Raw genomic sequence first — 15,601 nt, forward strand, 5'->3', positions numbered from 1 at the left:
GGTGTCGGTGTAAAAGCGTGGCTCGACTGTGGCAGGCCCTCCGCCCTCATCCCCTACCCAACTCCCCCAGGGAGTTGGGTAGGGGATGAGGGCGGAGGGCCTGAAGCTACCCGCGCTCTGCGGTCATGCGCTTGAGGAGAAGCTGACTGACGCCGTAAAGGACGATCGCGGCAATCACGATCGCGGGAGCCAAAACGTACCAGTTGCTCCGCACGAATCTCAGGAGGTTCCAGCGATCGATTCCCCTCAGTTCGCGCACAGGCGCTTGCTGGAGAAATTCCAGATTGTAGTCTCCGGGTTCGTAGGGCGAAGCGTCGGGGCGATTGGCGCTAATTAGAACGGTGTCGCCTTGAAGCTGGCTAAACAGCGGGTCGTCGCTGATCAGTTGGCGCACCTGCTTGAGGCCAGCAGGCGACTGACCGCTGAGAGCAAGCAGGACGCGATCGCGATTCCAAGGCGAAAGAATTTGTTTGACTAAGCCTTCGGGGTCGGGCAGCGTTTGGATTTGGCTTTGCTGCCACTGCCGCGACGATCGATCGCCCAGCTTGAAGCCTTGATCAGAAGAGAACACTTCGGGATAGGGAAAGTTGGCCTGCGTGCCGATCGCAATCAAGTTCCGGTCTTTTCGCAAGTCTTCTGATAGTTTGCTGCTGCGAGTGACGACAAGCTGAATCGAGTCGGCTTGGCTGAGGCGTCCGAGGCGTTCGCTGACGCCCAGCAGCAAAAGCAGATCATCGGCAGTCGGTTTGTCCGGAACAACGATCGCCGTTGTGGACAAGTCTTGCGGGGCAGCAAACGGATAGCCGAACTGCATCAGCTTCAGGTTGGGAAGCTGCGTGACGTTTTCGCGCTTGAGGTCGAAGTTGGTGTCGGTGTGAATCGTGCCCCAAAGCTGCTGATCGGTGACGCGACTGCACGATCGCCGCTCGCGTGGGTCAAGCCGAAAGTTGATTTGCATCCGCGAGCTGGGCTTGACGGCTTCTGGCGGAATGCTGAGCTGGAGTTCTTCATTTTCGCCGCCGTTAATTGAACTGAGGCGATCGCCGCCGATTGCCACACCGTCGATCTTCACTTCCACAAGAGACGTCAGCGGATTCACCTGTGGACCGTAGCTGTAGCGCAGGGTCATCGTGCTTCCGGGCAAAAAGCGATCGTCCGGCAAAGCGCGAAAGTCCACTTCGTAGGCCGGAGCGTGGGAACCCCAAACCGTCACATCTTGCGGCGTGGAGCCGTCTGGGTTCTTCAGGTCGGCCAGGGTGAAGCGATCGCGATCGGGCAGATATTTCGGCCATTCCCGCGCAGGCGGACTGGCAACCTGCGTCAGTTCGTTGACGACGATCGCTTGTCCTGTGCCGATTTGCTGGTCGCGTCCCTGCACGAGAAACTGAACAGCTTTTGCCACGCCTGCCTCGGAATTTCCGGTCGCCACCAAGACGGGAACTTTGTTTTTCTCGGCGCTGGTCAGCACCAAAAGGCCAGCCGTATCGGGAATTGGTTTTTGCTGAGCGTCGAGGAATTTGCCGTCTTTGAGGGCGATCGGCAGCTTCAGGGCAGCGATCGCGCTTTGGCTCTTGGGCGTTCCAATGATGACAAGCTTTTCATTTTCCTCGACCTGATCAAGCGTTGACACCAAGCGCGTTTCCATTGCGCGATAGTCGGCAATGCGTCCGAGCGAAGCTTGATAGCGAGAGACTGCGGTGAGCCACGCTTCATCGATCGACTGCGGCTGCATCAGAGCCAGGCGATTCGCTTCCAAACTCAGCTTGTCGAAAATTGGATAAGGATACTGGCTGAAGTTGAGCGGAATCGCTTGCGGCTCAAACTTGAAGACCAGCTTGGAATCGGGCAGAATCTCTGTCCACAGTGAGGGGTCGAACGGGTCTTGGGTACAGGTGGGCGAGTTGTTTTGCAGTCCGGCAACGACAATTTCGTTGTAGTCGTGGATGATTTCGGGCGGCACGGGATAGGAAACGCTGCCGATTTGTCCTTCGGGCATGTTCATCGGCGTGCTGCCAATGCTCGTGCCGTTCACCAAAACCGTCAGATTCGATCGACTCGCATACAGCGCTGGCGAATGCCGAAACTTCAGCAAAACCTGCATGTTGGCGGGCTTCCAGTTGCGCGGACGGGTAAAGGCCAATCGCGCTTCGTCATAGATGCCGTCGAGCCGCAGGCGATTTCCGACAATTGGCGATCGATTAAACTCCAGCACATAGGTTCCCGGTTCGGCAGGAGCAACGGTCGGGGTGGCACTGGCGGCAGGCAGCGGAATCGTGGGGGCAGGTGTGGCAGCAGGAGAGGGAGCAGTTTGTGCGTTCACCGATCGCCCCATCAAAACAAAGCAGCAGGAGAGCAGCAGCAATCCGGTGAGCAGCACGGACTTGATCGATCGCCGTGACCAGCGACGAGACGGAGAGAAGCGATTTTTCATGGAGTTCCTAGTTCAAGATGCGGGAATCGGAAGTTGGGCTTCCGTAAGCGTCAGCCGAACGAAATCGGGAATCGGCGTTTGGGCTGAGACCCAATTCTTGATGTGTCTAATACCGCTCCCAACTCGGTTGGAAGCCGCGCCTTCTCAGTAGATCAACCTGGATGCGGCGTATCCGGGATTCGGTTCCATCAATGTTGCGAAGCTGCTCGATCGCGCTCAAGGGCTGGTCTTGCACCAAGCTCAAATCGGCCAAAATCTGCCGCACCTGGCGATCGCCCGGACGCAGACTGAGAACTTGCTGATAGAGAGCAGTTGCCTCGGCATAGTTGCGCTGCTGAAAGCGGACTCCGCCCAGCGCAGCGATCGCATCGGCATTTTCCGGTTGGCGATCGAGCAGCGTCGTGTAGGCTTGGCTGGCAAGGTCGAGGTCGCCAAGCTGCTGCGCCAGTTCGCCCTGCACAAAATACACGGTCGGGTCTTGCGGATTGCGAGCGATTAGCTCGTTGACTTCAGCGATCGCCCGATTGGGGTCTTGCTGAGCGACAACCTGGATGCGGCGGCTGGCAATGCCGATGTTGTTCGGATCGATCGCCAGCAGTCGATCGTAGAGTGTCGATCGCGATGCGTCTGGAGGCAAGGCGGCGACGAGGCTAAACAGTTCCGGTGGCGTTTCACTCGAAGACTGCCAGCGATCGAGAACGCTTTCGGCTTCGGTTTCGCTGAGGCGATCGCTTTGGTAGGCCAGCGTTGCGCGACCGAGTTGGGCGGCAGCATCGTCCGGACGGGCGGCGAGAATTTCGTCATAAACGGCGATCGCGCCTGCTGAATCACCTTGGGCGACGAGAATGCCCGCCAGTCCGCGCCGTGCTGCCAGATTGGTGGAATCGCGGTTGAGAATCGCTTGATAGCGCTGGCGGCTGGCGTCGAGATTTCCCTCGCGGCGATCGAGGTCGGCCAAGAGCAAATCCGACGCGGCATCTTGCGGATTGCGACCGGCATAAATTTGGATGGCTTGCCTGGCGGCTGCGTAATCTCCCTGTGCCGTCAGCATTTGAGCGATGCGGAACTGCAAGAACGGCTCGTCAACTTCAGCAGCGATCGATCGATAAATCGTCAGCAGTTGCGGGTCAGGATTGTCAAGCGGCACAAGAGCGCGAGCGAGCGAGCGGCGTTTTGTCTCACTATCAGCAGCCTGGACAAGATTCGTTAGCTGACTGACAAATTGCGATCGATCGATTTGTCCAAGCTGCACTTTCAAGACAAGCTGCTTCACCTGCAAACTGAAGTCCTGCGGCTGCACTTGTGCGTAAAGCTGAAGGGCTTCGGCTCTGGTGGCTGGAAGTTCGCTCATCACGTCGGCGGCTTCCACGAGCAGCGCGAAACCTGTGGCTTGGGGCAGCACTTGGCGATAGAGGTCGATCGCTTCCGCCGTGAGAGTGGGATTGTTGGTTTCACGAGCGATCGCGCTGAGTGCCCGTGCCAGCGGCAATCGATCTTCGCTTCGACCCCGGAATGGTTCGAGCGTCGTAAGCGATCGATCGACCTGCTGATTGGCGGCATAGGCAACGGCCAAGGCTGCTCGAATCTCTGGTGTAGGGCTGGTGCGGAGGCGTTCAGAGAGGATGGCGATCGCTTGTTCCACCTGTCCTGTTTCCTGCAAGGCCAAACCATAAGCGGGAATTGCCGCAGTGGGAATCACGCCGCGATAGCGATCGAACAAGGCCGCACTCTGCGAATAGTTGCCGCTGTAGGCATAGACCTGAGCCGCACCCAGCAAAATTTCTGGAGTCGGATTGCCAGCCAGAACAATTTCGTAGTCGGCGATCGACTCGGCAAATTGACCCTGATAGCCGTAGAGCAAAGCGCGTTGTCCTCTGGCGGCGGTGTCGTTGGGCGATCGCTCCAGCAAGGTCGTTAATGCGCCGATGCCGATGCGGTTCCATTCCGGGCGAAAGCTTGCCAGCGTGCCGATCGCCCGCAGCGCCACATCGTTTTGAGCATCGATCGACAAAGCACGATTGTATGCTTGCCAGGCATTCGCGTCCTGTCCGGCTCGCTGATAGGACTGCGCCAAACCGAGCCACGCTTCGATCGACCGGGGATTTTGCTGTGTCGCTCGCTGAAATGTGGGAATGGCGCGATCGATCCAGCCCCGATTGAGGTAGTCGTTGCCTTGGCGAATCAGCGGCGTGGTTTGGGCGGTTGCGGGCAGGGCGATCGCACCTGCAAGCAAAAGGGCAATTGTCCACTGTCCCACCGTTCGATTCAAGCTGCCGACACTCGATCGCTGCAAATTATGTTCCCAGTTCATCATCGTCCTCCTAATAAGTCAAAGTCCGCGCGGATGCGAAAGCCCAAAACGGTTTCCGAAAAAGCGTCGCGCTGCTGAAAAGAAATGCCCGCCCGCAGATTCGGTGAAATGCGAGCGTCGTAGAAAAGTTCCAGCACGTCCGGCACAGCGGCATTTTCGGCTTGTCGCAGGTCGCTGTTGGAAAGCTGCCGCCCGTAAGCAAGGCCGAGACGATCGTCCGTCATGAACAGATCCAGCAGATTGAAGCCGAAGCTGAACGTGTCGCCGCCGCGATCGAGTTCCAAATTTTCGTAGCGTCCGTAGCGGCCAAACAAGCCAAGATTCGCGCTTGGAATCCACCATTCAGCGTTGATGCCGTAAGCCTGTTCGCGATCGTCCGACTCCAAGCCAAAGTTGCCATTGCCGCGATCGAAGCCGAAGATTTCGCGGAAGCCGTCGTTTTGTCCGTCGTCGCGATCGCTGCTGAACGTGCCGCGCACGATTAGATCGCCCAGGCGCACGCCCAACTCGCCCGCAAAGCCATCAAATGCGAACTCATCGAGATTGCGGCTGGAAGAAAAGGTGGCGGCTTTCACTTCGATCGAGTCGTTCACCTGCCAAATCACCAAGGCAGATGGACGCGAACCAATGCCCGTTGCAGCCAAAGCCGGATTCGTTTGAAAGACCGGATTGAAAAAGTGCGTCACGCCATCTTTGGCGAAGCTGTTGCGATCGAAATACGAAGTTAGATCGACCATGCCTGCAACAAAGCGCAGTCCGGGCAAGCCTTCGGGCGAAGCGGCAACATACAGTTCGTTGATGTTGAAGCCTTCCGATTCCGAATCGACGAATGCGTTGCCTGTGGTCAAATCGATCGTCGTTCCAATCAGCAAATTGGGATTGATGGCGTATTCGGCGGTCAGTCGCGCTCGTGCTGAAGTGTCATCACCTTGCACCACGATCGCGCCCTGTGCCCGCACCAGTGGTTCACCCACCAGATCGCTTGCTTGTTGCGAAGCTGGCTCTGGCTGGGGTTCGCTCGATCGCTGTGCCACCCGATCCGGCTCCATTGCAGTTGGGGCGATCGATGTGGCTGGAATGGCAGTCGGGACTGATTCTGCTATTTCTGGTTGAGTCACAGTCGGGGCGATCGATGCGGCCGGAATGACATCAGGCGCGATCGCATCTGCTGCCAAACTGTCCGCAGATGTGGGTACGACGGAATCGGCAATTTCTTTTGACTCGATCGCGGCCAAATCCGCTGCTTTGGGAAGGGAAGCGATCGCTTCGCCTTCGGGCGAGTCAGTGGCGGAAAGTGCTTCAAGAGCTTCGTTGGAGGCGATCGGCTGGTCATCCGGCAGAATGGAGTCGAGCGCGATCGGATTCGATTCAGCTTGAGCAGGAACAGACAGAATGCAAATGAGCAGGCTTGTAGATGCTGTGCCCAGGAGGGGGCGCAGCCAAGGAACAGACGATTTTCGATTCATGAGTGACTTGGGAGATTGAGCAGGCGAAACAAAAGCTCAAGCAGCGATCGTCAGGCTGGCGGCACTGCCACAGCGCGATCGCACTCGATCGGCTTGAGTGCAAGCAGGAACGCGAATTTAAACAAAAGTTCAACAGCCATTCACCCTGAAGCCTAAGCAGTCTTTCTCAGCACAAAACGCTCAGCCCCAAGGCGATCGAACCTAAACGGTAAAACAGTAAACTTCCTGATTCAAATCGAAATTGAGTGTTACAAAGAAAACTCAATTTCAAGGCAATATGCTTCAAAACAGTTACGATCCCGTATCGGGAGCGCTGCGCGATACGGTTCCCGGAGCGCTGCGCGATCAGCCAATCTGCTTACATTCTTAGCGAATCTTCTTTAAGAAAAAATAAAGCTGATCCGCAATTTCTTTAAAGAAGCTAAAAAGCCTGCACTCAACCAGCAAATTCAGCAAAAATACGGAAGCTGCTTAAAGTTTTACGCACCTTTGCTATCAAATATTATGTTTTCAAGAAGTCGCTCGTAAACGTTCGGATTTGGATTGCGATCGTGGAATACACGGGTGTTCAGGGCTAGGAGTTCGGGAACAGCCGACACCCAATCTCTAACTGCTCGATCGCTCATTCTTCACTATGCGTAAACCCGGTTTTCTGCTGCTGCGCAGCATTTTCGTCTTCACCCTTTTGCTTTCGAGTTGCGATCGACTGCGCTTTGTGCAGCAGCAGGCCGAAGCACGATTCACAATTCGCGTTTCTGGCAGCACACCCGGAATTTATGCGGTTGACGGAACGGCCAATCTACCAGACGGTACCAAAATCAACGTCATTGCCCTGCGCTATCTCAAGCCAGGAAATGCCGCTTCCGCCAAACTCAATCCCAACCCGACCTATTCAATTTTGGCCTACCAATCTGTCGAAGTGAAGCAGGGCGAATGGCAATCGGACTTGAACCTGTGGCGAATTGCTCGCGACGGACGCCTGCAAGAAAACTGGCAGCAAGAACAAGAACGGCTGGGCATCACCTTCGCACCCGACGAACAAGTTTTGTTTCTCGCTACGCTTGACCCGATCGAAAACCTCAGCCAGCTTGAGCAAGACCTCAAAGCACAAAACCTCCAGCTTGCCAAAGGCGCGATTCGCACGGGTCGAGACGGACTGCGCTTTGCCCAAGTGGACTATCTGATGGCGATCGTGCCTCCCACTGGCAGAACTGCTCCCCCACCCATCGACCCCAACACCGAAAACGGCGGCTGGGGCAGACGCTACCTCATCCCTCAAGAACCGCAAAACCCTACGCCGATCGAAAATCCTACCGAACGACAGACAAACGCTCCTTCGCGGCCTGAAGAGTTTTTGCAGTGAGGGAAAGACAAGAGGGCAGGAGGCGGAAGGCAAAAGGTTCTGACCCTTGTTCCGTCCCTAACTCCTCGCCCCCTTCTGCCTTCCCTACCTACAGACCCGTCGATTCATCATGCTCAGTCGTCGTCGGATCAACGCCCATCGGCGCGACGATGTTGCGGAACAGCGTGATTTGTTCACCAAAATCGATCGCTTTGATCTTCTCTAGCACCTGCTGCGACTGCTCCGACAGTTCATATCCGGGCGGCATCGGAATAATTTCACCGCTGTCCATGCCTTGCGCGAGGCGATACCAAAACAGCAGCTTGGTCGTGTCGCTGAGCGCACCGTATTCACGCCCGATCAATGTGTTCTTGTGTTCGATCAAATCGCGCTGAATTTGAAGCTGTTCTTCCTGCGATTTCTCTTTCACCTGATTGTAAAGACCTTCCGCAATCTCAGGGGAAACTGTGCTGGCACCCGGAGCCGCAGGCGTAATCGAATCGCCCATTTCGGTGTAAACAAACCAGAATAAAGCGAGCTGTTCATCCGTGCCCAAGCTTTGAAAAGCACTGACAAGTTCTTCAGAAGAATTAGAAGTCGTATATGTCATAAAGCTGTTACCATTCGTCTTTCGCAATTTATCAAGCTCGACTGATTCGTCACACTCGCTACAGACAGAACTGCGTAACCTGACTTTCGGCAGAGGAAATTCCGATTGCTTTTGCCAAAGTGAAATTGTCGAATTGCGATCGCATCATGCAGCTTTCAGGAAAAGTCGCACTCATTACCGGAGCCGGATCAGGAATAGCCAAAGCTACTGCCTTGCTGATGGCCGAAGCAGGCGCAAAAATTGGCGCGCTCGATCGCAGCGAAGACGACCTGAAAGAAACCGTTCAGCAGTGCGAAGCCAAAGGCTCGGAAGCTATTGCGATCGCCGCCGACATTTCGCAGCCCGATCAAGTTGAACAAGCCGTGAAAAAGCTGGTCGATCGCTTTGGTCGCATCGATATTGTGTTTGCCAATGCCGGAATTAACGGCGTTTGGGCACCGATCGAAGAGCTGACGCCGGACGAATGGGACAAAACGCTCGACATCAATTTGAAAGGCACATTTTTGACCGTGAAATATGCCGCGCCGTATTTAAAGCAGAACGGCGGCTCGATTATTGTCACATCCTCCGTCAACGGCACACGAATTTTTAGCAACTCTGGCGCAACCGCTTACTCCTGCTCAAAAGCCGCCCAGGTTGCCTTCACCAAAATGATTGCCGTTGAACTGGCTCCGCACAAAATTCGAGCCAATGTGATTTGTCCAGGCGCGATCGACACCAACATCAGCCAATCCACTGAACAGCGCGACCTGGAAGAAATCAAAATTCCCGTCGAATTTCCCGAAGGCAAAATTCCTCTAACCAAAGGCGATCCGGGCAAATCCGAACAGGTCGCCCAGCTTGTGCTATTTTTGGCTTCAGACGCCGCCAGCCACATCACCGGAACCGAAGTGTGGATTGACGGTGCCGAATCGCTGCTGAAGGGTTAAAGGCTGTTCAAGGATTAAAGAAAGCATGTGGGTGTTTTGCTGCGGCATGTTTCGATCGGCCTCGACACTGCAATTTCAAATTACTTCGCAGCTTGTGCAAGAATCCGGGAGGGGCATTCAGGTCGGCTGGATTGACGCCAAGCGATTTGCCGAAGTGCGATCGCATTACACTGACGACGGCTACAAAGTAATCAAAGTTCACCTCTGCCCCGAAGCAATTCAGGCCGAATTTGCAGCAGGCAACGCACTCGGCATCTACATCCATCGTGACATTCGCGACGTGTACGCCTCGATGATGAAGCAGCGGCAAAAATCCTTTGATTTCTTGTGGAACGAAGGCTTCCTTGACACCTGCCTGGAAAGCTATCAAACCTGGACGCAACTACCCAACGTCCTTATCTCCGAATACGCGCAGGTGATGGCCGACTTGCCTCGCGAAGTCGATCGCATCGCCCAGCACCTCAAAATCGACATCACGCCCGATCGCACCTGCTCGATCGCTGCCGCCCACTCGATCGCTGCCCAAAAAGAGCGCATCACCCAATTTCGCCAGCAGCTTCTTCAAACCCCACTCAACCCCAGCGACCATCGCGAAATTGTCGATTACCACGACGAAGCCACACTGCTGCACATGAACCACATCGACTCGGCCAAGATCGATCGCTGGAAAGACGATTTAACCGCAGAGCAGGTCGATCGAATTGAGGCGAAGGTCAGAGAATGGGGAATTGGGTATCGAGCATCGACACTGAACTAACCCGGAAACCGCCGCACCTGATAGCCGCCTGCATCCACAATTTCGTGCGTCTCCCCCATCACCGCATTAAACTCCGCATCCAACCGCGCCAACGCATCCGAAGGAATTGACTTCCAAGCGGCAAAACTCTCCCAGCGAATCACCAAAACCACCTCATCCAATCGATCGGGACTAATCCAAACCTCTTTGTTCAAAAACCCCGGATATTGAGAAAGCCCCGCCGTCCAAATTTCATGATCCTTTTGCACATACAGTTCGCGCAGTTCCGGCTCAACCCGCACCCGCAGCCACTCGATCACCATACTTCACACCACCACCGCGCAAATTTGCCAGAATTAAATCAGAGATAATATCGATCGACATTCAAGCATATTCTCCTGACATATGGATAGTAATAATCTGCTCAAACAGCTTTTGACGATTGGCATCAGCACCACGACCTTGGTGGCCGACAAAGTGCGCGAAGTCAGCGACCAGTGGGTGCGCGAAGGCAAAATTGACCCTGAACAAGCCAGCAGCTTTGTCAACGACCTGATGCAGCAGCTCAAAAGCGAACAGGGCAACCTTGAAGAGCAGATGCAGCGCCAACTGCAAAAAACCCTCCAAGACCTCGGTGTGCCGCGCCAAAGCGAAATGGATGAACTGCGCGGACGACTCGATCGCCTCGAACGCCAACTGCGCGACTTGGAAAACAAACGCTGGTAGTTCCGTCGAAATGCGAAAATTTGGGTGGATTCATCAAGGAGCAAGCAACCGTGCGAGAGATTTTAATTAGCGTCGGCGTCATGCTGGTGTGCGTCGTCTTTTTGATCGTGGCACAGTTCAACCAGCCTAAAGAAGCGATTGCCACACCGCTTCAACCCACCATCGAACAAGCCCAACTGCCTACCCCTATGTCAGACGACGCAACCGAACCCGCTTCCACTTCAGAAACAGCTACTCCAGAAGCCGCCGTCACCACCACTGATTCTGGCCTGCAATACGTTGACCTGGTGGAAGGAACCGGAGCTACGCCGCGCCCCGGACAAACCGTCTACGTTCACTACACCGGAACGCTGCAAGACGGCACAAAGTTCGATAGCTCTCGCGATCGCAACCGTCCATTCTCGTTTCGTTTGGGCGCAGGACAAGTGATTCGCGGCTGGGACGAAGGCATCTCAACCATGCGCGTCGGTGGCCGCCGCCAACTCGTGATTCCGCCCGAACTCGGCTATGGCTCACGTGGTGTTGGTCCAATTCCGCCGAACTCCACGCTAGTCTTTGACGTTGAGCTATTGCGAATTGGTTAAGTCAGTTACAACAAAAAACCGCTTCGATCGAGGCGGTTTTTTGTTGGGATTTGCATTCAAATCAGATCAAAAAATTATGCAAATTTTCTTAAAACCCCGCAAATTTTCGCTACCTGCTGCTCTCGTAAATCCTGGGTTGACCCGCGCTTTCGCAACTCGGCTTACTGGATAGGAACCTTGCCAAACATTCCTATGCAGCCGAGCCATTTCAATTCAGCACAAGCCATTGATTTGAAGTCGGAAAGCTTCCGCATGACCAAACCAATTCGCACATCCGATCGCGGCGATCGCTATCACCTGAGCGTATCGAGCCGTCGCGGATTGAACCTGCAACTGCAAAGCATTCGATCGAGCGTGCAGGCCACGATCGGATTCGATCGCAATCGCAACGGTCGGCTGGAGCAGCGAGAAACGCTCGCTCGCACCGTGTCAGACCAATCGATCGCCACGCTGACGCGATCGAATTTGCGATCGGGCACATTCCTGATTCGCGTTGCGCCGATCCAGCAGGGCGACGCTCGCGATCGCCTGATGCTGAAGCCGCACAAGTTGCAGGCTGGAGCCACCCGCAACGTCAGCAATTTTGTTCGTCGCGTTTGGCAGTTGACGAATGCGTTTCGTCAGCAGAACGACCTGAAACCGTTGCGCTGGAACGATCGCCTCGCTGCCGCCGCCCAGCAGCACAGCCAAAATATGGCAACTCAAGATTTCTTTGGGCATCAAGGACTGGACGGCACATCAGCGCAAGCTCGCGGCAGCGCCAGTGGCTATTTGGGCGGCATCGGTGAAAACATCGCGGCAGGCCAAACCACGCCCAGAGCCGTTGTGCAAGCGTGGATCGACAGTCCGCCTCATCGCGCCAATCTGCTCAATTCGCGCTATCGCGATCTGGGGGTCGGCTTTTTTGACAATCCAGCCGATCGCGGACTGGTGAACTATCGCTATTATTGGACGCAGAATTTTGGCATTCCGATGCAGTAGTGGCGGCGATCGTCTCCAGCCCGCAGCCAGATAGGATTGAAATCATGCCACCGAATTCAGAAGCGACATTTCAGCGGCGCTTGCTTGGCGCGATCGCCTTGCCGATCGTGCTGCTGGTGTTGCTGACCGGATTGTCGATTTGGCAGACGATCGGGCTGCTGTCTGAAATGCAGTGGGTGGACCACACCGATCAGGTGATTTCGCAGGCCAATCGAGTCCAAAAGCTGCTGCTCGATCAGGAAACGGGGATTCGCGGCTATTTAATTGCGGGCGAGGCGGAATTTCTGGAGCCTTATGAGCAGGGGCGATCGCAAATCGAGGCGGCGATCGATCAGCTTGCCGATCTGGTTTCAGACAATCCGCCGCAGGTCGAGCAGGTGAACCAGTTGGAATTGCAGCAGGCGGCTTGGCACGAAGATGCCGTGCGATCGATTCAGCGCAAACAGCAAGGCGGAACGGAACCGATCGCAGAGTTGCGCGATCGCAAGCGGCAAATGGACGTGCTGCGGAGTCGAATTGCTCGCTTTATCAATATTGAGGAGCAGTTGCCCGATCGACGAGTGCAAACCGTTCAGCAAACGGCGCGACGAGTGATCGCCACGCGCATCGGCTTGGGCGCGATTGTGGGCGCGATGTTGGCCTACTTTAGCGGGCGGCAGTTGCAAAAAGTGGCGCAGACCTTTCAGCAGATTTTGCGATCGCTTCAGCAAAGTTTGGCCGAGCGCGATGTGGCGGAGGCAGCACTGCGGGCGAGTGAAGAGCGCTTTCGGCGGGCGATTTTGGCAGCACCGCTGCCGATCATGCTGCACACTGAAACTGGGGAAGTCGTTCAGATCAATCGCCAGTGGACGCAAATCACAGGCTATACGATCGCCGAAATTCCCACGATCGCCGACTGGACAGACCGCGCCTATGGCGATCGCAAACATCAAGCGCGAGCAGACATCGCTCGTCTTTATGACCTGGATGAGGCGATCGCGGAAGGTGAAGCTGTCGTGACCACGCGATCGGGCGATCGGCGCACCTGGGAATTTTTCTCGGCTCCAGTCGGTCAACTGTCGAGCGGAGACCGACTGGTGATCAGTACGGCGATCGACATCACCGATCGGCTGGGCATCGAGCAGCAAATCCGCGAAAGCTACAACCTGCTGCAAACGTTTATTGAAAGCACAACCGACGCGATTTTTATCAAAGATCGATCGGGTCGCTGTTTGCTGCTGAACGAACGCACCGCACAGATTTTGGGCGGCACAAAATCTGAAATTTTAGGCAAAGACGAATACGAACTGCTGCCGCCCGACATTGCCCAAGCCGTGCAGGAAGCCGATCGCCAAATTATGAACAGCGGTCGCGGCCAAACCTTTGAAGAACAAATTCCCGAACATGGCGAACTTCGCACGTTTCTTTCCACCAAAGACCCCTACCGAAATGCCCAAGGCCAAATTGCAGGCGTGATCGGCATCTCGCGAGACATTACCGATCGCAAACGGGCTGAAGAAAAGCTGATGCGATCGACGCAGCGCTTGAGGGCGTTGCAGGACATCGATCACGCAATTTTGCGGGTCGATTCGCCCGCAGAAATTGCACAGGCAGCACTCGATCGCCTTCAGCAGATCATTCAGTGCGATCAAGCTGCCGTTGTGCTGTTTGATTTTGAAGCGGAAACGCTGGAAGTATTGGCAGGCGCGATCGAAAACAATTTGGCAGGCAGCGTTCTTGCCATTGCGGACAGCATTGATTCCGAAAGGCTGCGGCAGCGACCCAATCTGCTGTATATCGAAGATTTGGCCGCTTGGAACGATCGAGCTGCCTTGGGCGATCGCCTCTTGAGCGCGGGCTACCGTAGCTTTTTGGCGATGGCGCTGCTGCTTGAAAATCGTTTGATGGGAGACTTGCTGCTGATTGCCCGATCGCCTCACGCTTTTTCAGCCGAAGACCAAGAGATCGTGCAGGAGGTGACCAATCAGCTTGCGATCGCGATCGCACAATCGAAGCTGCGTCATCAGCTTCAGCAGTATGCCGCCGAACTGGAGCAGCGCGTGGCCGATCGCACTGCTGCCTTGGCCGAAATGAATCAGGAGCTAGAAGCGTTTACCTACTCCGTCTCGCACGATCTCCGCGCTCCTCTGCGGACGATGCAAGGGTTCGCGCAGGCGTTGCTGGAGGACTATGGTGGCGAACTCGATGAATTTGGCAAAAGCTACATTGAATCGATCGTGGAAGATGCGACCCAAATGGAATCGCTAATCGCCGATTTGCTTTCCTACAGCCGCCTGACTCGCGCCCAAATTTCCCCTCACTCCGTCAATCTTGATGAAGTCGTGACCGCTGCCCTCAATCAAATTCGCACTCAGATCGAGGAAAAACAAGCCAAAGTGTCGATCGCTTCTCCGCTCGGTCAAGTTTTTGCCCATCGACCGACGCTCGTGCAGGGACTTGTCAACTTAATCAGCAACGCAATCAAGTTTGTCGAATCAGGAGTAGAACCGCAGATCGCAATTCGATCGAAAAGTGAACAGAAAGAGTGTGATTGGATACGATTGGAAATCGTAGACAACGGCCTCGGCATTGCCCCGGAACACCAAGAGCGAATCTTTCGTGTCTTCGAGCGGCTACACGGCGTTGAAACCTATCCGGGTACAGGCATTGGCTTAGCGATCGTCCGCAAGGGCATCGATCGGATGGGCGGGCGCGTCGGCGTGGAATCTGGACTCGGCCAGGGAAGCTGCTTTTGGATGGCGCTGCCAAAGGCCGTTCAAACCTCGACAGTAAAAACGCATGATGCCCCTTCGGATTCTAGTCATTGACGACAATCCTAGCGATCGCGTCCTCGTGATTCGCGAACTTCAGCGCTATTTTGATCAGCCCCAAATTCGTGAAATCTACAGCAGCGGCGATCTAACGCGAGCGATCGCCCAAGGTGAATTTGATGCCGTCGTGACGGATTTTCAACTGCGCTGGACAACCGGAATCGACATTTTGCAGCTTGTCAAAAGTCGCTATCCACGCTGCCCCATCGTCATGTTCACCAACACGGGAACTGAAGAAATTGCGGTTGAAGCGATGAAAATTGGCCTGGATGATTACATTCTCAAAATTCCCAGCCGCTATGCGCGTGTGCCGATCGCCCTTGAAACCGCGATCGATCGCACCAAAGCTCAACTCCAAGCGGAACTGCAAGAAATTCGCTTCCGCAATCTGCTCGATCGCCTCAAAATCGGCGTTTTCCGCATCGACCTCGACGGCAAACTGCTCGAAGCCAATGCCGCCCTGCTCAGACTGCTTGGCGCCAACTCGATTGAACAGGCCGAAAGCTTCCTGCCAGGCGCCACCTTGATCAATCCAGGCGAAGTTCAACAGGAAATCACGCTCCAAACCGCCGACGGTTCATCGATCGCCGTTTCGATCTCCACCGTCATCAGCCAGATTGAAAACATCTTGGCGATCGATGGTTTGGTCGAGTTGGTCGATCGAGTTTGAGATGA

Annotated in this window: 14 protein-coding genes; 9 read left to right on the forward strand and 5 right to left on the reverse strand. The window is 55.2% G+C overall.

Annotation, left to right across the window (positions count from 1 at the left end; translation table 11 throughout):
* Positions 1-106: 106 nt before the first annotated feature.
* The 3 genes from H6F67_RS16965 to H6F67_RS16975 form a co-directional block, all read right to left on the reverse strand.
* Positions 107-2,431 (reverse strand): cellulose biosynthesis cyclic di-GMP-binding regulatory protein BcsB, encoded by a 2,325-nt coding sequence (locus H6F67_RS16965; protein ID WP_190767807.1) that lies wholly within the window; start codon positions 2,429-2,431, stop codon positions 107-109.
* Between the two features lie 106 nt (positions 2,432-2,537).
* Positions 2,538-4,745, reverse strand: coding sequence for a tetratricopeptide repeat protein (locus H6F67_RS16970; RefSeq protein ID WP_242020681.1), 2,208 nt, complete (start codon positions 4,743-4,745; stop codon positions 2,538-2,540).
* On the reverse strand, positions 4,742-6,208 hold the full coding sequence (locus tag H6F67_RS16975; protein WP_190767808.1) for a carbohydrate porin: 1,467 nt from the start codon (positions 6,206-6,208) through the stop codon (positions 4,742-4,744). Before H6F67_RS16975 ends, H6F67_RS16970 begins: the two co-directional genes overlap by 4 nt.
* Before the next feature lie 2 nt (positions 6,209-6,210).
* Here H6F67_RS16975 and H6F67_RS16980 point away from each other — a divergent pair, with 2 nt between their 5' ends.
* Together H6F67_RS16980 and H6F67_RS16985 are read left to right on the forward strand one after the other, a co-directional pair.
* Positions 6,211-6,357 carry a hypothetical protein gene (locus tag H6F67_RS16980; protein ID WP_190767809.1) on the forward strand — a complete coding sequence of 49 codons (147 nt, stop codon included), beginning with the start codon at positions 6,211-6,213 and terminating at the stop codon, positions 6,355-6,357.
* A 485-nt stretch (positions 6,358-6,842) separates the two neighbouring features.
* Entirely contained in the window at positions 6,843-7,571 is a 729-nt protein-coding gene (locus tag H6F67_RS16985; protein WP_190767810.1) for a hypothetical protein, read from the forward strand.
* An 88-nt stretch (positions 7,572-7,659) separates the two neighbouring features.
* Here the strand turns inward: H6F67_RS16985 and H6F67_RS16990 are convergent, their stop codons facing one another.
* Positions 7,660-8,160, reverse strand: coding sequence for an orange carotenoid protein N-terminal domain-containing protein (locus H6F67_RS16990; protein WP_190767811.1), 501 nt, complete (start codon positions 8,158-8,160; stop codon positions 7,660-7,662).
* A gap of 119 nt (positions 8,161-8,279) precedes the next feature.
* Here H6F67_RS16990 and H6F67_RS16995 point away from each other — a divergent pair, with 119 nt between their 5' ends.
* Together H6F67_RS16995 and H6F67_RS17000 are read left to right on the forward strand one after the other, a co-directional pair.
* Positions 8,280-9,089 (forward strand): SDR family NAD(P)-dependent oxidoreductase, encoded by an 810-nt coding sequence (locus H6F67_RS16995; RefSeq protein WP_313926848.1) that lies wholly within the window; start codon positions 8,280-8,282, stop codon positions 9,087-9,089.
* Between the two features lie 25 nt (positions 9,090-9,114).
* Positions 9,115-9,846: a sulfotransferase domain-containing protein gene (locus H6F67_RS17000; RefSeq protein ID WP_190767812.1), complete on the forward strand. Its 732-nt coding sequence runs from the start codon at positions 9,115-9,117 to the stop codon at positions 9,844-9,846.
* On the opposite strand, the gene H6F67_RS17005 is transcribed toward H6F67_RS17000, so the two are convergent.
* Positions 9,843-10,148 (reverse strand): TIGR03792 family protein, encoded by a 306-nt coding sequence (locus H6F67_RS17005; protein ID WP_190767813.1) that lies wholly within the window; start codon positions 10,146-10,148, stop codon positions 9,843-9,845. The two genes, H6F67_RS17000 and H6F67_RS17005, sit on opposite strands and share 4 nt — an antisense overlap.
* A gap of 82 nt (positions 10,149-10,230) precedes the next feature.
* On the opposite strand from H6F67_RS17005, the gene H6F67_RS17010 reads away from it, so the two are divergent.
* The 5 genes from H6F67_RS17010 (at position 10,231) to H6F67_RS17030 (ending at position 15,596) form a co-directional block, all read left to right on the forward strand.
* Positions 10,231-10,551 (forward strand): phasin family protein, encoded by a 321-nt coding sequence (locus tag H6F67_RS17010; protein WP_190767814.1) that lies wholly within the window; start codon positions 10,231-10,233, stop codon positions 10,549-10,551.
* Between the two features lie 50 nt (positions 10,552-10,601).
* Positions 10,602-11,135, forward strand: a complete 534-nt coding sequence (locus H6F67_RS17015; RefSeq protein WP_190767815.1) for an FKBP-type peptidyl-prolyl cis-trans isomerase — start codon at positions 10,602-10,604, stop codon at positions 11,133-11,135.
* A gap of 177 nt (positions 11,136-11,312) precedes the next feature.
* The gene (locus H6F67_RS17020; RefSeq protein ID WP_206753913.1) at positions 11,313-12,116 is read left to right on the forward strand and encodes a CAP domain-containing protein; all 804 of its coding nucleotides are present in this window, start codon (positions 11,313-11,315) and stop codon (positions 12,114-12,116) included.
* 44 nt (positions 12,117-12,160) lie between these two features.
* Positions 12,161-14,923 (forward strand): PAS domain S-box protein, encoded by a 2,763-nt coding sequence (locus H6F67_RS17025; RefSeq protein ID WP_190767817.1) that lies wholly within the window; start codon positions 12,161-12,163, stop codon positions 14,921-14,923.
* A complete protein-coding gene (locus H6F67_RS17030; protein ID WP_190767818.1) occupies positions 14,895-15,596 on the forward strand; it encodes a response regulator in 702 nt (233 codons plus the stop codon). Before H6F67_RS17025 ends, H6F67_RS17030 begins: the two co-directional genes overlap by 29 nt.
* The last annotated feature ends 5 nt before the right edge of the window (positions 15,597-15,601 follow it).

The sequence above is a fragment of the Microcoleus sp. FACHB-1515 genome (assembly GCF_014696105.1).
Classification (GTDB): Bacteria; Cyanobacteriota; Cyanobacteriia; order Elainellales; family Elainellaceae; genus JAAUTJ01.